The sequence below is a fragment of the Streptomyces tamarix genome (assembly GCF_032423885.1).
GTDB lineage: Bacteria > Actinomycetota > Actinomycetes > Streptomycetales > Streptomycetaceae > Streptomyces > Streptomyces tamarix.
Genome location: NZ_JAWCTQ010000036.1, coordinates 1 through 23,150, shown reverse-complemented (window position 1 = coordinate 23,150; position 23,150 = coordinate 1). Strand labels below are relative to the sequence as shown.

Sequence of the window (23,150 nt, the reverse complement as noted above, 5' to 3'; positions counted from 1 at the left end):
GTCACCCGTGTGCACGAAGTGACGGTCTGTGTCGACGCGCCCCCCACGGGTGACCCGGCAGCAGCCGGTCAAACCGGCGGGGTGCTGCGGCGGGGCGGGCGCGGGGCCCGTGGCGGCCCTACCGCCGCCCCGGTCCGGGCGCGTCCTCGTCGTCCGGGCCGCGCCCCCGCACGGACTCCTGGGCGGACCGGCTGGGGGTGAGGGCGTCGGCCGCCTCGCCGTCGTTCTTCCCGGCCTCTCCGTCGTCGAGCCGGAGCTCCGCCTCCTCGAACTCGTGCAGGACTTCTTCCGCGGCGGTTTCCGGCGTGCGCTTCGTCTGCTTCATGCACCCCCGTGTTCCTCGCTCCCGGCCCCGCTAACCTCCGGCCGGGCGGGCGGGCCGTCAGGTGAGGACGCGGGACTCCAGGGCGGCCTGCCAGGCGGGGGTCTGCGCGGGCCGGGCGGACGGCGGGCGGTGGCCGCCGGCTTCGAGGAAACCGGCCAGGGGGAGGGTGGCCGCGCCGACCGTGACCGCGTCCGGGCCCAGCGCGCCGAGGTCCAGGGCGACCCGGTCCGCCGGATACGCCAGGGAGTACGCGGTGGCGTGCTCGCGCACGTCGTCGAGGAAGCGCGGGCCCAGCCGGAGACCGGCCCAGCCGCCGACGAGGATCCTCTCCGGCTGGAACAGGTTGACGAGCCCCGACAGCCCCGCGCCGAGGTACTCGGCGGCCTCCCGCAGCACCGCGCGGGCCACCGGGTCGGGATCACCGCCGGGCGGGTACGCGGCGTCGGCCAGCGCGGCCAGCGCGGCCTCCTCGTCCGTGCCGGCCGGGGGCCGTCCGCCCGCCTCCCGCCACCGGTCGAGCAGGGCGCCCGCGCCGACGTACGCCTCCAGGCAGCCGGGGGCGCCGCAGCGGCAGCGGCGACCGCCGACCTGGACGGTCAGGTGTCCCCACTCCAGGGCGCGGCCCTGCTGGGCGACGTCGGTGACGTGGCAGGCGCCCACGCCGGACCCGAGGAGGACGACGGCGACGCTGCGGGCGCCGCGCCCGGCGCCGAACCACATCTCGGCCTGGCCGAGGGTCCTGGCGCCGTTCTCGATCAGGAAGGGCACCGAGGCGGGCAGGCCGCTGGTCTCTCTGAGCAGGTCCTCCAGGGGGACCGCGTCCCAGCCGATGGTCTGGCCGTGGACGACGGCGCCGCGCTCGGGGGCGCGCGCCACGATGCCGGGCACGCCGACGCCGACGCCGAGGAGGGTCCCGGCCGCCACGTCCGTGCGGCGCAGCACCTCGTCGACGCCGTCGCGGACGTGGCCGACGATGCCGTCGACGTCGTAGCCGCCGCCGGTCAGGGGGCGTTCGGTGCGGGCGAGTTCGGTGAGCGCCAGGTCGAACAGCTCGACGCGGACACGGGTCTCGCCGATGTCGACGCCGATGAGGTGCCCGCTCGCCGGGGCGACGCGCACGAGGATGCGGGGGCGTCCGCCGTCGGACTCGACGCTGCCGGCCTCCTCGACCAGCCCGTCCGCGACGAGGTCGCCGACGACGTTGCTGATGGTGCCGGAGCTGAGGCCGGTGGCGGGGCCGAGCTCCTGGCGGCTGAGGGGTCCGTCGAAGTACAGGCACCGCAGCACGGCGGCCCTGTTGCTCCTGCGCAGGTCGTAGACCGTCCGCCCCGTTCGTCCCGCCATGTCCCGCCCCTTCCCGCCGACCCCGTCGCGCCATTGTCCCCGCTCGGGGCCGTGACGGCCGACTTCACACGGAACAGCTTAAATCACGGACTAAATTAAGTGGTGAGGGGACATGCCGCGCGGAGGCCGCCGCACGGCGGCCCCCGTCCGTCAGGGGCAGGGGTGCCCCCGGCCGCTCCCCCACCGCTCGCGCACGTCGCCGTGCGCGACCGCCCCGCACAGCAGCACGGTCCGCGCGCCCGACGGCCCGCCGCGCTCCACCGCGATCAGCTTCTGCCGGGTGGAGCGCTCGCCGCCCGCCGCGCCGTGCGCGTCGATCCAGCCGGTGGCGCCGTCGAAGCCGCCCCCGCCCAGCCCCTGGTACAGCACGGCCTGGAGCAACCGCCGGTCGAGGCGGTCGTCGCGGCCGCCGGTGCCCCGCCACGCCTGGTCGACGCCCTCGGCGAGGTAGCGCATGGCGTCCCAGGCGAGCGCGACGTGGGCGTCCTGGCGCATGGAGCCGGTGCGGACGCCGTGGTCCTTCGCGTACGTGCGGTCGTACGCGGCGAGGAAGGCCGCCGCCTCGCCGCTGTCGCGCGCGAGGGCCGGTGCCCGGCCGTGCGACACGTAGTACAGGTCCAGTCCGGGGAAGACCTCCCAGGGGCGGTGCTCCTCGGTCAGCGCGTTGGTGACGTCGTCGCCGCCGAGGACGCTCAGCTTCGGGCAGGTCCGCGCGCCGCGGGCGAGTTCGCCGAGGAAGAGCTGGAAGTGGCTGCCGCGCCCCGCCCACACCACGGCCGTGCCGGGCTCCTCGGCGACCGCGCGGCACACCTCGCGCGCCAGGTCGTCGGTGGTGGCGACCCGGGTGCCCGCCAGCGTGCCGGGCACGGCGGACGGCTCGGGCGCGTCGGTCGGGGTGTACAGCAGCGTGGCGATGCGCCCGGCGCCGTACGCGGCGCGGAAGGCGGTGGCGAGGCCGGCGCTGTAGGCGTCGGACGGGTCGGCGACGAGCCGGATCCGCCGCGCCGGGCGGCCGTCCGCCAGGGGGGCGTGCCGGGCGAACGCCGCCATGACCCGACCGGCGCGGGAGTCGGTGGGCGCGGTCTGGTAGTAGTGCTCGCCCTGGGCGAGGAGTTCGTCGGAGGTGCCGGACGTGCCGACCATCGGCAGGCCGGCCTCGTCGAAGACCCGCATCGCCTCGTACGTGCGGCGGCGGCTCTGGCCGAAACCGACGACCCCGACGATGGACCGGTCCCGGGCGGCGAGTTCGACGATCCGGTGGGCGACCTCCGGGGCGTCCTTGAACCGGTCGCCCGCGTTGGCGGCGAGGACCCTCAGGGGCACCCGCTCGCCCGACCCCAGGGCCTGCGCGTTGACGAACGCCTGGGCCAGGGCGAGGCCGCGCAGTTCGGCGAGCGTGCCGCCGCGCACCGGGTCCTCGGCGTCCCTGCCGCCGCTGAGCGGCCCGAAGTAGACGACGGTGCGGGCCCCGGGCCGGTTGCGGTCGGGGGCGCGGCCGGCGAGTTCCCGCTCCACGGCCTCGTTCTGCCGCTCGATGCGCTCGAGCACGTCCCGTACGGCCCGCTCCCCGTCGACCGTCCCGAACGACGCCGCGCCCTCGGCGACGCCGACGCACTGCCCGTCGGTGCCGAGGAACGTGGAGCCGAGACACGGGTCCGGACCACTGTGACCGAACGGCACGCCCGCCACCAGGCCCGCCACCACCACCAGGGCGAGCAGCGCGGCACCGGCGGCCGCGGCGATCTCGGCGCCCGGGCCCCAGCGGTGCGCGGGCGGCGCGAGCGTGGGCCAGCGGCCGAGCCAGTACGTCGCTGCCTGGTCGTCCTCCGGGCCCTCGGACACGGGGACGACCATGCCGGAGGGGCGGCCCGGCGGGATGCCGTGCTGGGCGATGCGGTGCAGCTCCGCGCCCGCGGCGGCCAGCCCGGGGGCCTCGATGTCGGGGATGCGGCTGGCGAGCGTACGCACCCCGCCCGCCACCGCCACCACCGACGTGCACCTCAGGTCCTCCATGGCGGAGCGCAGTTCGCGCAGGAACCGCTGGATTCGGGACTCGGCGGGGCCGGCCTCCTCCACCAGCAGGACGAAGCGGCTGACGCGGCGCCGGCGCCACGGGTCGTACCAGCGCTTGCGGCTCGCGGCCTCCAGGTCGGCGAGGAGCGCGTGGACGAGGATGCGGTCGAGCTGCTCGGGGTCGCCGCCCGGCCCGCCGCCGACGAGGTCCAGCGCCGAGCGGAAGAAGTCGGTGGGCGGGGTGCCCTGTTGCTGGCGGACCCACTCCGCGTACCAGCGGCGGGTGCCGGAGCGGGCCCGGCCCAGCATGCGCCGGCTGGCGCGGCGGCCGTACAGGGCGCGGGGCAGCCGCTGGAAGAGCGGGCCGGCGACGAAGTTCCACAGCAGTTCGAGGAGCGTGCCGCCGTTGGCCTGGTCGCGTCCGCCGAGCCACCACAGGCCGCGGGCGAGCCCGGAGACCTCCCGGTGCTGGGCGTAGCAGTGGTCCCGCAGCTCCTTGGGGCGGCGCTCCATCAGGCCGCCGGCGGCGGGCGCGGTGACGACGGCGCGCAGCAGCCGGTACGCGGGCAGGCGGAGCCGGCCGCTGCCGTGCGGCATGGACTCGTCGAGCTGGTAGGCGATCTGCTCGTACAGCTCCAGCGGTGCGACGGCCGGGTCCCCGACGGCCTCCGTGAGGTAGGCGTGCGGCGCGAGCCGGCCGTGGCGGCCGGTGAGCCGGGACCGCAGCCCGGCGACGATGCGGCAGCCGGCCCGTCCGTCGCCCGGTTCGCTCAGCAGCACCACCGGGACGCGGCCGCGACCTCGGCGCGGTCGCACCACGAGCTTGTCGAAGGCGTCGACGAACCGTTCGACCCCCGGATAGGCCGGAATCCTGGCCTGTGTTTCCCCCGTTGTCACGCGCGTACCCCTCCCCCGGCCCGCGCCCCCGCGCGGGCGGTCACACGGGCGTCAAAGGTCCTGCCCCGTACCGGCGGTACGCAACCGCCTTTCCGGACAATCCGGTGCGGTGCGGCGGTGGCGGGCGAGGGTGCCGATGACGCGGATGTGGGGGCGGTCGCCGCCGTCCGGGGTGGTGACCTCGGCGCGGACGCCGTAGACGTCGGCGACGAGGTCTTCGGTGAGGACGTCGCGCGGGGTTCCCGCGGCGGCGACGCGGCCGTGGGCGAGGACGACGACGTGGTCGCAGTACAGGGCGGCCAGGTTGAGGTCGTGCAGGGCGACGACGGTGGTGACGGGGAGGGCGGCGACGAGGTCCAGCAGGTCGTGCTGGTGCTGGATGTCGAGGTGGTTGGTCGGTTCGTCGAGGAGGAGTTCGCGCGGCTCCTGGGCGAGGGCGCGGGCGATCTGGACGCGCTGGCGTTCGCCGCCGGAGAGGGTGTGCCAGGACTGTCCGGCGCGGTCGGCGAGCCCGGTGCGGGCGAGCGCGTCGCGTACGGCCCGCTCGTCGGCGGGGGACGGCGGGTTCCAGGCGCGGCGGTGCGGGACGCGGCCGAGGCGTACGACGTCGGCGACGGTCAGCTCGACGAGGGTGTCGGCCTGCTGCTCGACGACGGCGACGCGGCGGGCTACGTCCCTGCGCCGCAGGTCGGGCAGGGGGCGGCCGTCGAGGGTGATGACGCCGGAGGCGGGGGCGAGGACACCGGCGAGGAGGCGGAGCAGGGTGGACTTGCCGGAGCCGTTGGGGCCGAGGAGTCCGGTGACGCCGCCGGGGCGGGGCGTGAGGGTGACGCCGTCGAGGATGGCCTTCCCGTCGGCGGTGCGGGTGACGCGGTCGGCGGCGAGGGTCATCGGGTGGCCTTCCTGGTCCGGTACAGCACGAGGACGAAGGCCGGCACGCCGAGCAGGGAGGTCATGACGCCGACGGGGACCTCCTGCGGTTCGAGGAGGGTGCGGGCCAGGGTGTCGACCCAGACGAGGAACACGGCCCCGCCGAGGGCGGTGGCGGGCAGCAGCCGGGTGTGGCCGGGCCCGACGAGGGCCTTGGCGGCGTGCGGCAGGACGAGGCCGACGAAGCCGATGGCGCCGGCGGAGCTGACGAGTACGGCCGTGAGCAGGGCGGTGGCGCAGAGCAGGACGACGCGGGTGCGGGCGACGTGGACGCCGAGGGCGGCCGCCGCGTCCTGGCCGAAGGCGAACGCGTCGAGGGTCCTGCCGTACGCCAGGCAGACGGCGAGGACGGCCGCGAGGGCGGCGGCGCACAGCGCGACGTCGGTCCAGCCGGCGCCGCCGAGGGAGCCGAGCAGCCAGAACAGCACCCCGCGGGTCGTCTCGGCGTCGGCGGAGGTGACGACGACGAAGGAGGTGAGGGCGGAGAACAGCTGCATCGCGGCGACGCCGGAGAGGACGACCCGGTCGGTGGTGCCGCCGAGGACGTGGCTCAGCAGCATCATCAGCGCGAACGAGCAGACGGCTCCGGCGAACGCCCCGGCGGACACCGACAGCGCGCCCCCGCCGACGCCGAGGACGACGACGAGGACCGCCCCGGTGGAGGCCCCGGAGGAGACACCGAGGACGAAGGGGTCGGCGAGCGGGTTGCGGAGCAGGGACTGCAGGACGGCCCCGCACACGGCGAGGCCGGCGCCGCACACGGCGGCGAGCAGGGTCCGGGGCAGCCGCAGCTCCCACACGATGCCGTCGCGGATCGCGGTGAGGCCGGACGGGGCGCCGCCGAGGTGGGCGGCGACGGTGGACCACACGTCGGTGACGCCGATGTCGGCGGGCCCGATGGTGATGGCGAGGGCGACGGACACGGCGAGTGCCGCGAGCCCCGCCGCCGTGCGCAGCAGGGCGGCGGTCACCGGGCGAGGCCGAACCGGCGGAGGGCGGCGGCGACCTGTTCGACGCCTTCGACGGTCCGGATGGTCGGGTTCATGGCCTGGCCGCTGAGCAGGACGTACCGCTTGCGGCGCACGGCGTCCATGTTCCGGGTCACGGGGTGGGACTCCAGGAACTCGATCTTCTTGGCGGCGCTCTCCGCCGTCTGCGACCTGCGGGTGAGGTCGCCGATCACGAGCACGTCGGGGTTGCGGTCGGCGACCGTCTCCCAGGTGACCTGGGGCCATTCCTCGGTGGTGTCGTCGAAGGCGTTCTTCGCGCCGAGCTCGCGGGTGATGACGCCGGGCGCGCCGCAGCAGCCCGCCAGGTACGGGGACTCGGCGTCGGAGAACCAGTACATGAGGGTGACGTCCGACGCGTCGAGGCCCTTCTTCGCCTCGGCGACGCGGGAGGTGAGGCTCCGGACGAGGGCGTCGCCGCGCTCCTCCACGCCGAAGACGCGGGCCAGGTCCCGCACTTCGCCGTGGACGGCGGCCATGGTGAGGGGCCGGGTGCGGACGCCGTCGCCGTCGCCGCTGTTGTCCTTGCCCTCGCAGTCGGACGGGGAGAGGTACGTCGGTACGCCGAGCCGCTCGAACCGGTCGCGGGTGGCGACCCCGCCCTTGCCTAGGGTGGAGGCGAACGAGGCGGCGACGAAGTCGGGTTCGGCGTCGAGGACCTTCTCGAACGACGGCTGGTTCTCGGCGAGGCGCTCGACGCGGGCGTTCTCCTTCTCCAGCCCCTTCATGACCGGGTCGGTCCAGGTGGCCGTGCCGGCCATGCGGTCGGCGAGGCCGAGGGCGAGGAGGATCTCGGTGGCGCCCTGGTCGAGGGAGACGGCGCGGCGCGGGCCGTCCCCGGTGATCTCGACCCGGCGCCCGCAGTTCTCGATCACGCGGGTCGCGGCGTCGTCCCGGGGCGGGGAGGAGCCGTCGGAGGGGGCGCCGCCGCAGCCGGTCAGGAGGAGGGTGCCGCACAGGGCGGCGGCGGGCAGGCGCGCTGGACGCGGAAAGGGCACGGAGCCGTCCTCGGTGTCGAGGGCCCATGCGCGGGGCCCGTCCGTACGGTGCGCCAGCAGGTCTTCGGACTCGGGATCATCCGGACGGGGCGCCTTCCCGGGCCGGTGCGCGGCCCAGTGGCATCGGTTGCCCCGCCCGTCACCCTCACCGCTGCGCGTCAGTTCCGGATTCGCACCGGATTCCCTGACTCGTCGTACGCGTGCGTACGGAGTGCGACTGGCCCCGGCAACGTAGCACAGCCCGGTGGGGGTCGAGTCCGGGGGGCGGGGCCGCCGGGCCGCGGGGACGCGCCCGCGCCGGGGCGGGGCCGGCTCTGAAAACCCCCGCCGTCGCCGCAGTTCGGCACCGGTTTCGGTGGCGTAGACCAACGGCGGTTCCGTTCGCCCTTCCGCGGCGCGTTCTACGTGCGTAGCGTGAAGCGTAACCTGTCATGTTCACACCAGGTTTTCGGAGGCACGCCATGCCCGTGCACAGATCCGGAACGACCCGAACCGCCATGGCCACGGCCCTGCTCGCCGTCCTGGCCCTCCTCCTGGCCCTCCCGGGAGCGGCGAGCGCCGCCGACGGCCCCGGCAAGCCGCCCCGGGGCAGCGCCCGCATGGGGACGGGCGTCGCCGCCCACGACGGCGTCGGCGGCGTCCCCGCAGGCCCCTACGCCACCCAGACGGAGGGCGTGGACGTCTCCAGCCACCAGGGCAACGTCGACTGGTCCGCCCTCTGGACGAGCGGGGTGCGGTGGGCCTACGTGAAGGCCACCGAGGGGACGTACTACAAGAACCCGTACTTCCCGCAGCAGTACAACGGCTCGTACGGCATCGGCATGATCCGGGGCGCGTACCACTTCGCGACCCCCGACACGGCCGGCGGCGCCGCCCAGGCCGACTACTTCGTCGACAACGGCGGCGGCTGGTCCCGCGACGGGAAGACCCTGCCGGGCGCGCTCGACATCGAGTGGAACCCCTACGGCGCGGCCTGCTACGGCAAGACCCAGGCCGGCATGGTCAGTTGGATCCGCGACTTCCTCGCCCGCTACAAGTACCGCACCGGCCGCGACGCGGTGATCTACACGGCGACGAGCTGGTGGAGGCAGTGCACCGGCGACTACGGCGGCTTCGCCTCGGCCCATCCGCTGTGGATCGCCCGCTACAACACCACCGTGGGCGAACTCCCCGCCGGTTGGGCGTACCACACGATGTGGCAGTACACCTCCTCGGGCCCGATCGTCGGCGACCACAACCGGTTCAACGGCGCCTACGACCGCGTCCAGGCCCTCGCCAACGGCTGACCGGCCCCCGTCCACGGGCCCGCGCGGACGCACACGGGCGCGGGCACGGCGACGGCAACGGCAACGGCCGAACACCGCAGCCCCGTACGGGGGCGCGGCGGGCGGCGCGTACCCGCCGGGCGGGCCGGGCGCCGGGCGGGCCGGGCACCGCCCGGACGCGCCGGACGGCGGGGGCCGGGGCGGCCTTCACCGCCCGACCGGCCCGGTCCGCGCGGGGTCACCGGCCGGCGCGCGCGACGACGAGGGCCCCGGCGGGAGGCGCCGTGTACGCCAACCGGGCGACAGCCGGGGGGAATTCCGTGCGACGGCGCACCGGGGCTGGGAACCTCACCGACTGACCAGCCGCGCCGCACCACGGCGGCGCCGGCGACCAGAGAGGAGCACCTCACGTGACAGGCACCCCCACGCGGATCGGCGAGCGGCACGTCGCGGCCGTCCTGGCCATGGGCGGCGGCCTCATGCTCGGGCCGGCGCCGGCGGCGCGCGCCGGCTCCTCCGGCGGACGCGGACTGCCGGCCCGCGCGTCCGACGCCGGCCGGCCCGCCGGGCCGGTGACCGCGGCGGGGCACACCGCCGCGGACCTCACCGCGCCCGCCCCGCCCGGCGGCGCTCCCCGCGGGACGCGGTGACCGGGCGGGGCGTCACCCGCGTACGGGACGGGCGGGGCCGGTCAGGGACGGCGTCCGGTGGTGACGAACATGGTCATCGCCACGACGAACGTCCCCTGCCGGTCCAGCCGCTCCAGGCCCCTCCGCCAGGCGCGGACCTCGTCTTCGGAGACGGCGCCGGCCGCGACGGCGGCGGCCCCGGCGGGTTCGATCAGCAGGGGCGCGACCGGGGCCAGGGAGGAGAACGCGAGGGGCAGGGCCTGCACGGTGACGTCGGTGAAGCCCGCCTCCGCGAAGAGGGCGGGCATACGGGTCCCCGCGTGGCCGTTGGCCATCGAGTCGGTGAGCGCGGCGACGACCGCGCGGGTCAGCGCCGGGTCGGAGGAGGCCATCACCGTGGAGTCGAAGTCCTGGTCGGCGACGACCGCGGTGCCGCCCGGCCGCAGGACGCGGCGGGCCTCCGCGAGGGCCCGCAGCGGATCGGCGATGTGCAGGTACGTGCGCTCCGACCGGTACCAGTCGAGGCTCTCGTCCTCGAACGGCAGGGCGGTCGCGTCCGCGGTGGTGTACTCGCAGGCCGGGAAGCGTTCCCGGGCGGAGCGCACCATCGCGTCGCTGCGGTCCGCGCCCACGGCGGGGCGGCCCAGCGCGGTCAGGTCGGCCACGGCGCGGCCCCGGCCGCAGCCCACGTCCACGCCCCTGCCCGGAGGCAGCGCGGCGTAGGTGTGCTCGCGGACGGCGGCCATGGGCGGGAACGCCTCGGTCCTCTCCAGGTAGTCCAGGTGGGCTTGCGGGGTGGCGGCGGCATCGACGTCGTCGAAGTCCCAGACGATTCGGGTCACGTGCCCCATGCAAACATCGGACCACGGGCACCCCACAAGCCGCTAACTAGCCAAGGATGCAAGGGAGTTGACGAAGAGGCCGGAACGAGTCGCCCGAGGAGCGCGCGGGCCCGCTCCGCCGCGCACGGGTGTCCGGGGCCGGCGGCGCGCCGGTAGGAGGTTCGCGTGCCCTCGGCGCCACCGGCCTTCTTCAGCCACATCCCGCGGCCGGGGCGCACCCGGCTCCCCACCCGGAAGCGGAACCGCCGCGCGTGCCCCCGCCGCCCCTCCCGGGGTCGGCGCCGGGCCCGCCCGTCGCACCGCGAAGCCGCCTGATCAGCGAGGAACGTTCTGGCGCGCCGGGTGGCCGCCCGCTGCCGGAAGCCGGTTCTCCGCCGGTGTTCCGCGCGCCTACCGGCCCTTACATCGGAGGTTCGGGGCTTTTAGGACCTTCGATTTCACGCCTGATCGACGCGACGGGCCGAGAACCGGGAACCAGCCGTTTCGCGCTTCCGACTTCTGGGACGAGGCCGTCCACTGCGGCCGCGCGACGAGGGGGAGGCCCGGGGGTGTCAGGCGACGGCCGCCGTTCAAAACCGTCCGGTCACATACCGGAAGCCGGCGACCGCTGGCTCCTGGTGGCGGTGGCGGGCATGTTGTCGTTCGTGGCGATGCTCGACATGAACATCGTCAACATCGCGCTCGCGGCCATCTCCGACAGCCTGGGCGTGTCGGCGGCGACCGCCCAGTGGGCCGTGCTCGCCTACCAACTCCCGGTCGTGGCGCTGCTGCTGCCGGTGGGCCGGTGGCTGGACGGGGTGGGGCAGCGGTCCGCGCTGCTGGTCGCGACCGGCGGGTTCGCGCTGTGCAGCGCGCTCGCCGCCGCCGCGCCGTGGGCGGCGTGGCTGATCGCCGCCCGGCTCGCGCAGGGCGCCTTCGGCGCGGTGCTGTTCGTGCTGATGCCGGTGCTGGCGATCCGCTCCGTACGGCCCGAGGCGCGCGGGCGGGCGATGAGCGTGCCCGCGACGCTGGGCCCGCTGGGCGCGGTGACCGGCCCGGCAGTGGGCGGGCTGCTGCTGGACCACCTGGGCTGGCGCGCGGTGTTCCTCGTCAAGATCCCGTTCTGTCTCCTCGCGCTGGTGATCGCCTGGCGGGCCATGCCGAAGGACGGCGGGCTGCGCCCCCTGGACGGCCGGGCGCTCGTCGACACGGTGCTGGTGGCCTCCGGCGTGACGGTCCTGCTCGTGTCGCTGACGCTGGCGTACGACGCACCCGCGTGGCTGCTGCTCGCGCTCGCCGCCGTACCGCCGCTGTGGTGGTGGCTGCGCGGGCCGGGCGGCCGTCCCGTGACCGGTGCGCTGCGGGCGTCCCGCGCGTACCCGGCGCACGGTGCCGTGCTGGGCCTGGCGGCCGGGTTCGCGGCGATGCACTACGTGGCGGCCCTGCACCTCCAGCGGGACACGGGCGCCACGGCGACCGCGACCGGGCTGACGCTGCTGGCGTTCCCGCTCGGGATGGGCCTCGCCGGGCCGGTCGGCGGGCGGCTCGCCGACCGCTTCGGGGCCCGGCCCGTGGCCGTCGCGGGCGCCTCCCTCACCGCCGTCGGGCTGCTCCTGCTGGTGCCGCTCGACGACGGGTGGTCACTGCCCGACATCGCGTGGCGGCTGGCGCTCGCGGGCCTCGGCATGGGGCTCAACGGCGGTCCGACGCAGGCCCTCGTCATGGGTTCCGCGCCACGGGAGCGGACCGCCACCGTCGCGTCGACGCTGCAGCTCGCCCGGAGCCTCGGCTTCACCGTCGGCCCCGCCCTGGCGACCGCCGCGTGGGGGCTGGCCGGCCCCTCCGGCGGGGTGGGCGCCGGACTCGCGACGGCCGCCGTCGCCGCCTGCGCCGCCGTCCCCCTGATCGCCTTCCGCGGCCGTACGGCCGCGCCCCTGACCGACGACGGGACCGACGTGGCCTCAGCCGCCCGCCCCCGACCATGACCAGCCGCCCGCCCCTGACCATGAAGTAGGAGTGCACCATGTGCGGAATCACCGGCTGGGTGTCGTTCCACCGCGACGCCCGGCACCAGGCCCCCGTCATCGAGGCCATGACCGCCACTCTCACCCCCCGCGGGCCGGACGCGGGCGGCGTGTGGGTCGGCGAGCGGGCCGCCATCGGCCACCGGCGCCTCGCCGTCATCGACATCGCCGGCGGCGTCCAGCCGATGCTGGACCGCCCGGACGACCCGGCCGTCGTCCTCACGTACAGCGGAGAGGTGTACAACCACCACGAACTGCGCGCCGAATTGAAGAGCCTGGGCCACGCCTTCCACACGCGCAGCGACACCGAGGTCGTCCTCCGCGCGTACGCCCAGTGGGGCGAGGCCATGGCGGAGCACCTGGAGGGCATGTTCGCGTTCGCCGTCTGGGACGAGCGGGAGCAGCGGCTGCTGCTGGTGCGCGACCGGCTCGGCGTCAAGCCGCTGTTCTGGGCGGCCGTCGACGGCGGTCTGGCCTTCGCCTCCGAGCCGAAGGCACTGTTCGCACACCCCGAGATCCGGCCGCGGGTCGACGCGGACGGGCTGCGGGAGGCGTACAGCCTGCTGTTCAACACCGGTCCGACCGTGTGGTCCGGCGTCCGCGAGGTGGAGCCCGGCGGGTTGCTCGTCCTGGACCGGGGCGGCATCCGCGAGCGCCGCTACTGGCAACTGGAGGCGACCGCCCACCGGGAGGACCGGGAGGCCACCGTCGAGCGGGTCCGCGAGCTGGTCGGCTCCGCCGCCCGCAGCCAGTTGGAGGCCGACGTACCGCTGTGCAGCCTCATGTCCGGCGGCATCGACTCGACCGTCCTGACCGGTCTCCTCGCCGAGGAGCTGCGCCGCCGCGAAGGCCCCGACGCCCGCATCCGCTCGTACGCGGTCGACTACAGCGACCAGGCCGAGGAGTTCACCGGCGACATCCTGCGCACCGGCCACGACACCCCGTACGCCAGTGAGGCCGGGGCCTTCATCGGCACGGACCACAGCACGGTCATCCTCGACCCGCGGGCCCTGCTCGACCCCGAGAACCGCAAGGCGGTCGTCGTCGCGCGCGACTCGCCGATCGGCGTCGGCGACATGGACACCTCGCTGTACCTGCTCTTCGGCGAGATCCGCAAGCACTCCACCGTCGCGCTGTCCGGCGAGGCGGCCGACGAGGTGTTCGGCGGGTACCCGTGGTTCCACAACCCGAAGGCGCTCGCCGCGGAGACGTTCCCCTGGCTGCTGGTGACCGGCGACGACGCCGCCATGCCGATGAACCCGGAACTGCGGCTCGGCCTCACCGAGTTCCGCGAGGACACGTACCGCGCCGCCCTGAACGCCGTGCCGCACCTCGACGACGAGACGCCCGAGGAGCACCGCCAGCGCGTCATGCAGCACGTGTCGCTGACGCGGTGGCTGCGCCAGCTCCTCCACCGCAAGGACCGGCTGAGCATGGCCCAAGGCCTGGAGGTCCGCGTCCCGTACTGCGACCACCGGCTCGTCGAGTACGCCTTCTCCACCCCGTGGGCGCTCAAGAGCTTCGACGGCCGGGAGAAGAGCCTGCTGCGGGCCGCCGGCGTCGGGTACGCGCCGGACTCGGTGCTGTACCGGCCGAAGAACCACTACCCGGCCACCCACCACCCCGACTACAACCGGGGCCTGCAGGACATGGCCCGGGACGCCCTCGCCCTCGACCAGGTCCGGGCGCTGGCGGACGAGTCCCGCGTCAAGCCGTGCCTGGACACCGCGCCGGACCGGCTGGAGTGGGGCCACCGCCTGCGCCTGGAGCGCGTCGTCGACCTGGCGCTGTGGCTGGACCACTACAAGCCCGAACTGGTCCTCTGACACGAGCCGTCACCCGCCCCGCACCCGGGCGGCGGGCGGCGAGCGGCGAGCGGCGAGCGGCGAGCGAAAAGTACGCGACTGGTGGTCGGAGCGGGGTCACCGTGCCGTACCGGCGCCACTCACCGCCACCCGCCGCGTGCGGGGGTGCCCCGGCGCCGCCCGCGCAGTACGGCCGGGACGGTGCGGCGGCGGAGCTGCCGCCAGGTCGCAGTGGGGCAGGGCCCCTGGGGCCGGTCCTTGAGGAAGTTCCGGTACGGCACCCGGCGCGGCCGCCGAGCGGTCTCCACCCAGTGGCCCCTGCCGGAGACGGTGTCCCACTCGCCGTTGGGCATGGGGAGGTAACCGGGGCGGCCGTCCTTGTTCTGCGAGGTGATCTGCAGGACGTCGGCGTACCCCCAGCGGCGTTTCAGGACGACGCAGTAGTGCCGCGCCTCCTCGTCGCTGTCCCGGAACGGCACCATCGCCAGCCACACCTCCCCCGGCAGCGGCCGGCCCCGCTCCCGTCGGCGCACCACCACGCGGAAGACCAGGGCGGTGACGCCGGCCGCGAGGCCCTCCAGGGTGGAGCCGAGCATCCAGTTGTCGGTGCCGACCCGGTCGCGGACCCACAGCGTCACCACCGCGCACAGCGCCAGCAGCAGCACCGTGCCGGCGGCGAGGGCGGGCGCGCGGCCGGAGCGGCGGCGCCCGGCCGACCAGGTCACGACGAGCGCCGTCGCCGCGGAGATCCCGACCAGTACGGCCCTCTCCCCCGGGGTGGGGTGCTGCGGCGGCGACTGCGCCGCCATCAGGTCGGAGACGGTCAGCGGCGTCGACAGGAGCTGCCCGAGGAACGCGACGGCCAGCAGGAGGAGCAGGCATCCCCGCACGGTCGGTCCCTTCCCCTAGGCGGTGGCCGCGCGGAGCTTCACGATCCGCCGAACGGCGACCGGCGCCGGCCTGCGCGCCTCCCCGCACGTGGCCGGGGAGGCGGCGAAGCGGAGGAGGGCGGGGCCCCGGCGGACGGCGGGGCACGCCATCGGCGCCGGCGACGAGGCGGTGGTCCTCCCCACCGCTTCGTCACCGGTGCTGCCCGGGGCACCGGAGGGGGCCGCGGCCGTCGGGCGGGCCGCCCGATCCTCGTCGCCCGCGCCGCCGCGGGCGCTCACCGAGAGCAGCGGCACCCCCGCCGGCGCCGTCACCGCGCGTACCCGAGCGATCACCGAGCCGGCCACCGGTATCTGCCGTCGACGTGTCATCCGTTCCGCTCCCCCTGTTCCCGAGCCTCGCGGGGAGACCCTTCCAGAGGGGGTGGTACGGAGGCATCCGTGAAATGACGTAGGAGCGCAGTATTTCGGGCGTACGGGAGCCGGGGTAGTGCCGGGCCGGTGGCCGACCCCGGGCAGTGGGGGAAGCGAGGGGGGCGGCCCGGCCGGCCGTCGCGTGCGTCCCGACACCGTCGCGCACGTCCCGACGCGCGGTCCCGGCACGGGCGCGGTGGCCCGTCAGCCTCCGAAGCGGAGGTACACGAGGCGGCACACGCGCATCAGCCGTCTCCGCAGCCGGGTACGCACCCTCGCCCCCGTGCCGTCCTGGGGCGGGGCGGACACGGCGTGCCGGCGGGTGAGGAGCTGGGCGTTGGCCTCCAGCACCCGGACCATGTGGCGGTGGCGGCGCAGCTCGGTCGCGTCGAGGCGGGACATCCCGATCCGGAGGGACGAGCCGAACGCCGACACCATCGAGCACACGGACGCGCATGCCACGAGGAACCACAGGGTGGTGTCCACAGGGGTTTCCTTTCGTAAGTACCGCGTGGGCGGGCCCGGCTCGCCGGTGCGCGTCCGGTGGCCCCGCGCGGGAGGTCTCGCCCTCCCCGCGGCTGCGCGGGCTCGGGGCACCGCTCGGGGCGCCGCCGCGGAGAGGGGTGCCGGTCCTCAGAAGAGGCGCTTGCCGTCGGTCGACTGCCGGGGCAGGGGAATCGCCGCGGGAGGGGCGGACGGACGGAGGACGCGGCGGCCACGCGTGGGCCTGCGGGGCGGCCTGGTCAGCGTGATGAGGCGGACCAACTGGTGGAAGCAGGCCAGGGAGGCCACCGTCGGCAGGGCTGCGGCGGCGATGTCGGTGAAGGTGCGGGGCGCCTGGGTGACGCAGAGCAGCATCGCGGTGAGGGAGAACAGCAGGACGACGATCCAGGAGTGGGCGGCGCGGCGCTGGTGCACGGCGGCCCGCAGGACGGAGAGGGACGCCACGAGCCACGGGCCGTACACGAGCAGGGGCCACCAGTCGACGACGTCGGCGGAGATGCGGGGCTTGGCGATGTGGCGCAGCGGATCGTAGGCGATGACGCCGCTGAAGACGCTCACCATGGACACGAGGACGGTGGCCGCCGCGGCGATCGAGTAACTGATCGTCGGCACCCAGCCGATGGCGAACCGGCGGGTCTTGCGGTGGCCGGGGCCGGCGGTGCGGCGGACGGGCGGCAGGTCGGCGGTGATCTGCGTCAGGCCCGCGAGGGGGTCGTGGGCGAGCGGGTAGCCCTCGTCCTCCGGGTGGCGGACCGGTGGGGGGATGTTCCGCTCGGTCGCGATGGTGCCCTGGAGCAGGGAGGCCAGTTCCTCCGCCGGATCCCAGGAGGAGTCCAGCAGGCCGCCGGGCCCGCCGTATCCGGAGAGGTCCGTCTGCGGGACGGTCGGGTCCTCGGGCGACCGCGCCCACGCCTGGGTGCCGGTGCGGTCATGGTAGCCGTAGGGGTTGCCGAAGGACTCCCCGGCGCCGAAGTCACGCATGCTCGTGCAGCCCCGCCCGCTTCCCGGCCGCCGGGTCCGCACTGCCTGCTGACAGGTCGACCTTCTTCCACGAGCACGAGAAGTCACGCTCGATGCGTTCCATCGCGGTGACGAATTCTTCCAGGAGGGGGGCGGACCAGGTGAGGGGGATGGCTTCGTCCGTGTTCCAGAGTTTCCCGTCGTCACCGCCGGAGAGCGGCGACGCCGGGATGAAGACGAAGTCGCCCATGGCCACGGAACTGTGCGCCCAGGCGGGGACTCTGGCGCGACCGGAGGTATAGCTGTCGGTGAGCGTTGCTGCCATATCCCGCCTAACGCAACCCACATCGCCTGGATGCGCGGCATCCGGGTGACCGCGTCACTCCGTTCGCGTGAACGCCGGCGTTTTATCAGTTCTACACCACGGGGACACTCAGCCTGAATCAGGCAAGCTCCGGCAAAACGCCCACGACCCGCCGTTGATCGTATCCTCCCCGCAGAATTCCGCCCCCCGCCACGCGGGCCCCCGGAGCAACGTCTCGGCCCGCTGCCGCACGAGCCGGAGCCCCCTCGGATGCGGAGGCGACGGATTCCAGTCACCATCGACGTCGAGACCGCCACGTTCACCAGCAAGATCGGATGATATGCCGACACGGTGGCGGTCGGGCGTGGTAGGTAGAGGGGCGGGACATCGCCGTACGCGCCGATGAGGGGGAACATGGACAGGGTCACGGTCGACGCACGGCTCGGCGGCATCATGACGGGCGACTCCCGCCAGTTGGACCGGGTCTGCGAAGAGGTGGCCGCGGCGCTCCACCGCGACGGTACGGAGCCCCCGTTCGACGTGGGTTCGTCGGATTTCGCGGCGGACCCGTACCTGATCTGCGCCGACCGCTACTGGCGGCTGCGGTTCCTGGACCTGCCGAGCATCCGCACCGCCGCCGCGTGCGCGGTGTGGCTGGTCGAGCGCGTCGCGGAGGAACACCGGACCGAAGTGGCGGAGAGGTGGGCGCTGGGGTACGCGTTCATCACGAAGGACACCGTCGAGTCGGCGCGCGAACTGGCCGAGGCCACCGAGGAGATCGTGTCGCGGGACTCGCCCTCCGGTGACGTGGCGTACTTCGCGACGCTGTACCACGCGGGCAAGCTGCGTTCGAACTTCTGGTCCGACGAACTGCACCAGTTCCTCTCCTCGTCGCTGCTCGCGCTGGCTGCCGGCCCCCACCACGAGGAGCCCTTGTTCCTGGCGCTGCGGGCGTTCGCCGCGTTCGGCAGCCGGGCGATCACCTCGGAACACGCCGTCTCGCTGCTCGACCGCGCCTGGGCGTCGCCCCGGCGGACCCGGCACGTGATCGACGTCTGCCTCAACGGCATCTACGCCGCGTCACCGTTCGAGGGGCACGGCGAACTGCTGCGCGCACGCGCCGAGGAGGCCGTACGCGACCATCCGCGGGACCACATGTTCCACTTCAGACTGGCGTGGGGCCGGCACATGTGCGGGGAGCACGACGCGGCCCTCGACAGCATCGACGCCGCGCTGCGCCTGCTGCCCGCAGTGGGCAACCGGGGCAGCCACAAGCTGCTCCAGGAGCAGTACCTGAACAAGCGCGACGCGATCCAGGAGGCGCGGGTCCGGGCCCGCCTCGACGCCGAGCACCGGCTCCGGTGGGACCGGCAGGAGCGTGCGCAGCGGGAGTTGGAGGAGGCGTTGCGCACCTCGTCGGTACGGGCGGTGGAGCTGGTCGCCGTGTTCACCGCCGCGATCGCCTTCGCGGTCGGCTCGCTCCAGGTCACCCTCAACGGCACCCTGCCGCTGCGCGACCGGCTCTGGCTGCTGGCCGCGCAGGGCGGGGGGCTGGCGGTATTCGCCCTGCTGGTCGTCGGCGGCACCTGGTTCCTCACCCGGCGCCGGGGCCGCTGACCGCCGGACGCCCGGGCAAGGAGGGCGGGGGCGGTTCCGAGCCAGACCGAAGGCGTTGGCATGGTCCTGCCATGGAGGAGCCGGTACGCTCTGCCGTGCGTCTTTTGAGAGCGCTCTCACACCGTTCTTACTCCACTCCAATCCCTGTCAGTGATGACGGAAGGGAATCCAGTGAGACGTACGACGATCCTGCGCACCGCACTGTCCTCCGCGCTGTCCTCCGCCCTGCTCCTCGTCACGGCGGCCCTCGGTCCCTCCACCGCCTCGGCCGTCGACCGGTCCCCGGCCCCCTCCCGGGCCGACACCCCGCTCTCCCCCGGCCTGCTCACCGCGATGCGGCGCGACCTGGGGCTGACGGAGGAGCAGGCCGCCGCCCGCCTCCGGGCCGAGACGGCGGCGCGCGGCGTCGAAGGGCCGGCGCGGCGGGCCGCGGGCGCCGCCTACGGCGGTTCGTGGTTCGAGGCGGACTCCGGCCGGCTCACCGTCGCGGTAACGGACCGGGCCAGGCGGGCCGCCGTCGAGGCGACCGGCGCCGACACCGTACTGGTGCGCCACACCGCGCGGCGGCTCGACGCCGCCAAGGCCCGGATCGACCGGCTCGAAGCCCCGGCGGGCGTGGCGAGCTGGCACGTCGACCCGGAGGCGAACACCGTCGCCGTCCACGTGGCCGAAGGCCACCGGGACGACCCCGCCGTCCGGGACTTCGTGGCGCGCGCCCGCCAGGCGGGCCCCGTGACCGTCCGGACCGCGGGGGACGTGCCCCGCACCTTCGCGGCGGGCACCGTGGGCGGAGACCCGTACTACACGGGGAACGTCCGCTGCTCCATCGGGTTCTCGGTGCACGGCGGCTTCGTCACGGCCGGGCACTGCGGCTCGCCGGGCGCGACCGTGTACGGCTGGGACCGCAGCCACGTCGGCGCGTTCCAGGGGTCGTCGTTCCCCGGCGACGACTACGCGTGGGTGAGCGTGGGCAGCGGCTGGTGGACCGTGCCGGTCGTCCTGGGCTGGGGCACCGTCCCCGACCAGCTCGTGCGCGGATCGGCCGAGGCGCCCGTCGGCGCGTCCGTGTGCCGCTCGGGGTCGACGACCCGCTGGCACTGCGGTGTCGTCCTCGCCAAGGGCGAGACCGTCAACTACAGCCAGGGCCCGGTGCACCAGATGACGAAGACCAGTGTCTGCGCCGAGCCCGGTGACTCCGGGGGCTCCTTCATCAGCGGCGACCAGGCGCAGGGTGTCACCTCCGGGGGCTGGGGCGACTGCCGCGGTGGCGGCCAGACCTGGCACCAGCCGGTCAACGAGATCCTGAACCGCTACGGGCTCAGGCTTCACACGGCCTGACCCGCATCGGACCCGGCGCCGCGCCGCCGGGTCCGCGGACCCTCCCCGCGGACCCGTCCGGCCGCCCGCAGCCCCGGCTTCCGCTCCCGCTCCGGCCGCGCCGCGGCCGATCGGGACGGGAAGCCGGGGCTACCGCTGTTTTGCACGGGCGCCCGGTGGTACCCGCGAGCCCGACACACAATCCGGCGGGCCCCGGCTCCACAGGGGGTCCGCAGCTGAAGGAGGAGTGGCTTATGACTGATGCCGGTCGGGTTCGGCAATCGGGCGAGGTGGCGAAGGAACAGGCCTCGGTCACGGCCTCTCAGGCCGGTCAGGCGGGCCGCGAGGTCGCCGGGAGCGCCGCCGAGCAGGCGAAGGCGGTCGCCGGTGAGGCCCGCCAGCAGGCGGGCAGCGCCGTCCGCGACCTCCGCCGCCGCGTCCGGGACGAAGGACAGGGCCAGACGGAGCGGCTCGCCGGCACCGTACGGCAGTGGGCGGACGACCTCGAGGGCATGGCGCGGAACGCGTCGGACGACTCCCCCGCCCGCGGTCTCGTCACGCAGGCCGCCAACGGCGGACGCCGGGCCGCGGACTACCTGGACCAGCGCGGCGTGGACGGCCTGATGGGCGACCTCCAGGACTTCGCACGCCGGCGGCCGGGCGCTTTCCTCGGCGGAGCGGTGGTGGCGGGTCTCGTGGCCGGCCGTCTCATGAAGGCCGGCAAGGCCGTGCAGTCCGGTGACGCCGCGCACTCCGGTGACGGCGACGCGCGGCGGACGTCGGAGATCACGGAGCCGGTCCTGCCTCCGGGCGGGTCGGCAGGCACGGAGCTGCCGGAATACCCCCGGGTGGTGTGACATGGCGACCATTTCCCCGCGGGCGCGCAGCGGCGCCCACACACTGCCCTCGGAGGAGGTGCGCTCCACGCGGGACCGCTCGGCCGGCGAGCTGCTGGCCGCGGTGACCGCGGACGTGCAACACCTGCTCAGGCAGGAGGTCCGGCTGGCGAAGGCCGAGATCCAGGAGGAGGCGTCGAAGGCGGGGAAGGCCGCCGGGATGTTCGGCGGCGCGGGCTTCGCCGGTTACATGGTGGCGCTCTTCCTGTCGCTGGCGGCCGTGTTCGGGCTGGCCAACGTGATGGACGCCGGCTGGGCCGCGCTCATCGTCACCGCCGTGTGGGCGGTGATCGCGGCCGTGCTGTTCGTGCTCGGCCGGTCCCGCATGCGGGAGGTGTCGCCGAAGCCGGATCGGACGATCGAGACGTTGAAGGAGGACGCGCAATGGGCACGTCACCCGACCAAGTGAGGGCCGACATCGAAGCGACGCGTGACAGGCTGTCGCAGAACGTCGACCGGCTGGCCGACCGGACCAGCCCGAAGCGGATGGTGCGCAGGCGCACGGACCGGGCACGCTCGGCGGCGTCGGGCCTGCGGGCCCGGGTCATGGGCGTCGCCTCGGACACGGGAAGCGCCGCCGCGGACCGGACGCGCCACGCGGCGCGGTCCGCGCAGGACAGCGCCGAGCACATGGGCGAGGCCGTCAAGCAGGCCCCGGAACAGGCCATGCGGCAGACGCAGGGCAATCCGCTGGCGGCCGGGGTGATCGCGTTCGGCGCGGGGATGCTCGCCGCCTCCCTGCTGCCGGAGACCAAGTCCGAGCAGCAGGCGGTGAGCCGGATCTCCGACCAGGCCGGCGAGATGATCGAGCCGGTCAAGGCGGCGGCCGTGGAGTCGGCGCAGCGCTTGAAGGAAGACGCCACGCAGACCGCCCGGCAGGCCGCCACGCAGGTCAAGGACACCGCCGCGGAAGCCGCCCGCAGCACCGGCGAGCAGGCCCGCGACCAGGCCGCGCACCTCAAGGAGCAGGCGCGCGAGTCCGGGCAGCACGTCGCCGGCGAGGTGCGCGGATCGGGGTCCGGCACTCCGGGCACCGCGTAGTCCCGGCGCGCGCCGGGACGGACCGCTCCGGGCCGGGCCGGGTTCCGGGTCGGCCCGGAGCCCGGCCCGGCCGGGTGGTACCGCCCGAGGAGGAACCATGGACCGCAACGCGCGCACGCGCCGCGACGGCGGCGCCTCCGGGGGCCGCGGGCGCGGGGCGCGGGAGCCCGCCCGGGGGCCCACGCAGATGTCGGGGCGCTCGTGGGGACCGCGCTGAAGCGCACCGTCAAGGAGTTCCAGCGGGACGACCTGACCGACTGGGCCGCCGCGCTCACCTACTACGGCATATTGGCGATCTTCCCCGCACTGCTGGCCCTCCTGTCGGTCGTCGGGCTGATGGGGACCTCCACGATCAGGCCGCTCCTCGACAACCTGGGCGGGCTGGCGCCCGGCGCCGCCCGCGACCTGATCGCCGGTGTGCTGGAGCAGTTGGAGGGCAGCCGGGGCAGGGCCGGGTTCGCGCTGGTCGCCGGTCTGGCCGTCGCGCTGTGGTCGGCGTCCGGGTACGTGGCAGGGTTCATGCGGGCGTCCAACGCCGTGTACGACATCGGCGAGGGGCGCCCGGTGTGGAAGACGCTGCCCGTGCGGCTGGCCGTCACGCTCGTCGTGGTGGTCCTGCTGGCGTTGATCGCCATCGGGGTGGTCTTCACCGGTGGCCTCGCCCGGCGCACCGGGGAGGTCCTGGGGCTCGGCGACACGGCGATCACCGTGTGGAACATCGCCAAGTGGCCCGTGATGGTGTTCCTGTTCAGCCTGATCATCGCCCTGCTGTACTGGGCGGCCCCCAACGTCCGGCACGGCTTCCGCTGGGTGTTCCCGGGCGGGCTGCTGGCGGTGCTGATCTGGATCGTCGCGTCGGCCGCGTTCGCCCTGTACGTGGCGAACTTCTCCGGTTACGACAAGACGTACGGCAGCCTGGCCGCCGTCATCGTGTTCCTGGTGTGGCTGTGGATCTCCAACATCGCCGTCCTGCTCGGCCTGGAGTTCAACGCCGAGCTGGAACGCGAACGCGCCGTCGCCACGGGCCACCCGCCCGCGGCGGAGCCGTACGTCGAGCCGCGGGACACCCGGAAGCTCTGAGGGGGGCGGCCCGGGAAGGCCCGGTGCCGGCGGGGGGGGGGGGGGGGGGGGGGGCGGGGCCCCCCCGGGGGG

Annotated in this window: 22 protein-coding genes and 1 riboswitch; of the genes, 10 read left to right on the top strand and 12 right to left on the bottom strand. The window is 75.0% G+C overall.

Going from position 1 to position 23,150, the window contains the following annotated elements; genetic code table 11:
* Positions 1–118 precede the first annotated feature (118 nt).
* The 6 genes from RND61_RS24055 to RND61_RS24030 form a co-directional block, all read right to left on the bottom strand.
* Positions 119–325, bottom strand: coding sequence for a hypothetical protein (locus RND61_RS24055; RefSeq protein ID WP_315880156.1), 207 nt, complete (start codon positions 323–325; stop codon positions 119–121).
* A gap of 57 nt (positions 326–382) precedes the next feature.
* Positions 383–1,669: an ROK family transcriptional regulator gene (locus tag RND61_RS24050; protein ID WP_315880155.1), complete on the bottom strand. Its 1,287-nt coding sequence runs from the start codon at positions 1,667–1,669 to the stop codon at positions 383–385.
* Positions 1,670–1,819: 150 nt separating this feature from the next.
* Positions 1,820–4,579, bottom strand: coding sequence for an ABC transporter substrate-binding protein (locus RND61_RS24045; RefSeq protein WP_315880154.1), 2,760 nt, complete (start codon positions 4,577–4,579; stop codon positions 1,820–1,822).
* A gap of 51 nt (positions 4,580–4,630) precedes the next feature.
* Positions 4,631–5,470, bottom strand: coding sequence for an ABC transporter ATP-binding protein (locus RND61_RS24040; protein ID WP_315880153.1), 840 nt, complete (start codon positions 5,468–5,470; stop codon positions 4,631–4,633).
* Entirely contained in the window at positions 5,467–6,480 is a 1,014-nt protein-coding gene (locus RND61_RS24035; protein ID WP_315880152.1) for a FecCD family ABC transporter permease, read from the bottom strand. The genes RND61_RS24040 and RND61_RS24035 overlap by 4 nt, the downstream gene beginning before the upstream one ends.
* Positions 6,477–7,514: an ABC transporter substrate-binding protein gene (locus RND61_RS24030; RefSeq protein WP_315880151.1), complete on the bottom strand. Its 1,038-nt coding sequence runs from the start codon at positions 7,512–7,514 to the stop codon at positions 6,477–6,479. Before RND61_RS24030 ends, RND61_RS24035 begins: the two co-directional genes overlap by 4 nt.
* Positions 7,515–7,552: 38 nt before the next feature.
* Positions 7,553–7,751: riboswitch (cobalamin riboswitch) on the bottom strand.
* 224 nt (positions 7,752–7,975) lie between these two features.
* Here RND61_RS24030 and RND61_RS24025 point away from each other — a divergent pair.
* Positions 7,976–8,800, top strand: coding sequence for a lysozyme (locus RND61_RS24025; RefSeq protein WP_315880150.1), 825 nt, complete (start codon positions 7,976–7,978; stop codon positions 8,798–8,800).
* A gap of 389 nt (positions 8,801–9,189) precedes the next feature.
* Positions 9,190–9,429 (top strand): hypothetical protein, encoded by a 240-nt coding sequence (locus tag RND61_RS24020; protein WP_315880149.1) that lies wholly within the window; start codon positions 9,190–9,192, stop codon positions 9,427–9,429.
* A 41-nt stretch (positions 9,430–9,470) separates the two neighbouring features.
* Here RND61_RS24020 and RND61_RS24015 read toward each other — a convergent pair whose 3' ends face one another.
* Positions 9,471–10,250: a methyltransferase domain-containing protein gene (locus RND61_RS24015; RefSeq protein WP_315880148.1), complete on the bottom strand. Its 780-nt coding sequence runs from the start codon at positions 10,248–10,250 to the stop codon at positions 9,471–9,473.
* A gap of 632 nt (positions 10,251–10,882) precedes the next feature.
* Between RND61_RS24015 and RND61_RS24010 the strand changes: the two genes are divergently transcribed.
* Together RND61_RS24010 and asnB are read left to right on the top strand one after the other, a co-directional pair.
* Positions 10,883–12,214: an MFS transporter gene (locus tag RND61_RS24010; RefSeq protein ID WP_315880147.1), complete on the top strand. Its 1,332-nt coding sequence runs from the start codon at positions 10,883–10,885 to the stop codon at positions 12,212–12,214.
* Positions 12,215–12,252: 38 nt separating this feature from the next.
* Entirely contained in the window at positions 12,253–14,079 is a 1,827-nt protein-coding gene (gene asnB / locus RND61_RS24005; protein ID WP_315880146.1) for an asparagine synthase (glutamine-hydrolyzing), read from the top strand.
* Between the two features lie 119 nt (positions 14,080–14,198).
* Here the strand turns inward: asnB and RND61_RS24000 are convergent, their stop codons facing one another.
* From RND61_RS24000 to RND61_RS23980, 5 genes are all read right to left on the bottom strand, one after another.
* Entirely contained in the window at positions 14,199–14,948 is a 750-nt protein-coding gene (locus RND61_RS24000) for a hypothetical protein (RefSeq protein WP_315880145.1), read from the bottom strand.
* Between the two features lie 15 nt (positions 14,949–14,963).
* Positions 14,964–15,317: a hypothetical protein gene (locus RND61_RS23995; RefSeq protein WP_315880144.1), complete on the bottom strand. Its 354-nt coding sequence runs from the start codon at positions 15,315–15,317 to the stop codon at positions 14,964–14,966.
* 246 nt (positions 15,318–15,563) lie between these two features.
* Positions 15,564–15,845 carry a hypothetical protein gene (locus RND61_RS23990; RefSeq protein WP_315880143.1) on the bottom strand — a complete coding sequence of 94 codons (282 nt, stop codon included), beginning with the start codon at positions 15,843–15,845 and terminating at the stop codon, positions 15,564–15,566.
* A gap of 147 nt (positions 15,846–15,992) precedes the next feature.
* Positions 15,993–16,844 carry a DUF2637 domain-containing protein gene (locus tag RND61_RS23985; RefSeq protein ID WP_315880142.1) on the bottom strand — a complete coding sequence of 284 codons (852 nt, stop codon included), beginning with the start codon at positions 16,842–16,844 and terminating at the stop codon, positions 15,993–15,995.
* On the bottom strand, positions 16,837–17,073 hold the full coding sequence (locus tag RND61_RS23980) for a hypothetical protein (RefSeq protein WP_315880141.1): 237 nt from the start codon (positions 17,071–17,073) through the stop codon (positions 16,837–16,839). The genes RND61_RS23985 and RND61_RS23980 overlap by 8 nt, the downstream gene beginning before the upstream one ends.
* Positions 17,074–17,541: 468 nt before the next feature.
* Here RND61_RS23980 and RND61_RS23975 point away from each other — a divergent pair, with 468 nt between their 5' ends.
* The 6 genes from RND61_RS23975 (at position 17,542) to RND61_RS23950 (ending at position 23,078) form a co-directional block, all read left to right on the top strand.
* Positions 17,542–18,744: a hypothetical protein gene (locus tag RND61_RS23975; protein ID WP_315880140.1), complete on the top strand. Its 1,203-nt coding sequence runs from the start codon at positions 17,542–17,544 to the stop codon at positions 18,742–18,744.
* 171 nt (positions 18,745–18,915) lie between these two features.
* The gene (locus tag RND61_RS23970) at positions 18,916–20,082 is read left to right on the top strand and encodes a S1 family peptidase (protein ID WP_315880139.1); all 1,167 of its coding nucleotides are present in this window, start codon (positions 18,916–18,918) and stop codon (positions 20,080–20,082) included.
* Positions 20,083–20,351: 269 nt separating this feature from the next.
* Positions 20,352–20,918 carry a hypothetical protein gene (locus RND61_RS23965; RefSeq protein WP_315880138.1) on the top strand — a complete coding sequence of 189 codons (567 nt, stop codon included), beginning with the start codon at positions 20,352–20,354 and terminating at the stop codon, positions 20,916–20,918.
* Between the two features lies 1 nt (position 20,919).
* Positions 20,920–21,366: a phage holin family protein gene (locus RND61_RS23960; protein ID WP_315880137.1), complete on the top strand. Its 447-nt coding sequence runs from the start codon at positions 20,920–20,922 to the stop codon at positions 21,364–21,366.
* Positions 21,342–21,998, top strand: a complete 657-nt coding sequence (locus RND61_RS23955; RefSeq protein WP_315880136.1) for a DUF3618 domain-containing protein — start codon at positions 21,342–21,344, stop codon at positions 21,996–21,998. The genes RND61_RS23960 and RND61_RS23955 overlap by 25 nt, the downstream gene beginning before the upstream one ends.
* 201 nt (positions 21,999–22,199) lie before the next feature.
* Positions 22,200–23,078, top strand: a complete 879-nt coding sequence (locus RND61_RS23950) for a YihY/virulence factor BrkB family protein (protein ID WP_315880135.1) — start codon at positions 22,200–22,202, stop codon at positions 23,076–23,078.
* Positions 23,079–23,150: the final 72 nt, after the last annotated feature.

Excerpts from the sequence above, each read along its gene's own strand:
- RND61_RS24040 (WP_315880153.1), bottom strand. The coding sequence starts at position 5,470 with ATGACCCTCGCCGCCGACCGCGTCACCCGCACCGCCGACGGGAAGGCC.
- RND61_RS23960 (WP_315880137.1), top strand. The coding sequence starts at position 20,920 with ATGGCGACCATTTCCCCGCGGGCGCGCAGCGGCGCCCACACACTGCCC.
- RND61_RS24055 (WP_315880156.1), bottom strand. The coding sequence starts at position 325 with ATGAAGCAGACGAAGCGCACGCCGGAAACCGCCGCGGAAGAAGTCCTG.
- asnB (WP_315880146.1), top strand. The coding sequence starts at position 12,253 with ATGTGCGGAATCACCGGCTGGGTGTCGTTCCACCGCGACGCCCGGCAC.
- RND61_RS23975 (WP_315880140.1), top strand. The coding sequence starts at position 17,542 with ATGGACAGGGTCACGGTCGACGCACGGCTCGGCGGCATCATGACGGGC.
- RND61_RS24025 (WP_315880150.1), top strand. The coding sequence starts at position 7,976 with ATGCCCGTGCACAGATCCGGAACGACCCGAACCGCCATGGCCACGGCC.
- RND61_RS23995 (WP_315880144.1), bottom strand. The coding sequence starts at position 15,317 with ATGACACGTCGACGGCAGATACCGGTGGCCGGCTCGGTGATCGCTCGG.
- RND61_RS23980 (WP_315880141.1), bottom strand. The coding sequence starts at position 17,073 with ATGGGCGACTTCGTCTTCATCCCGGCGTCGCCGCTCTCCGGCGGTGAC.
- RND61_RS23985 (WP_315880142.1), bottom strand. The coding sequence starts at position 16,844 with ATGCGTGACTTCGGCGCCGGGGAGTCCTTCGGCAACCCCTACGGCTAC.
- RND61_RS24010 (WP_315880147.1), top strand. The coding sequence starts at position 10,883 with ATGTTGTCGTTCGTGGCGATGCTCGACATGAACATCGTCAACATCGCG.
- RND61_RS24050 (WP_315880155.1), bottom strand. The coding sequence starts at position 1,669 with ATGGCGGGACGAACGGGGCGGACGGTCTACGACCTGCGCAGGAGCAAC.
- RND61_RS23955 (WP_315880136.1), top strand. The coding sequence starts at position 21,342 with ATGGGCACGTCACCCGACCAAGTGAGGGCCGACATCGAAGCGACGCGT.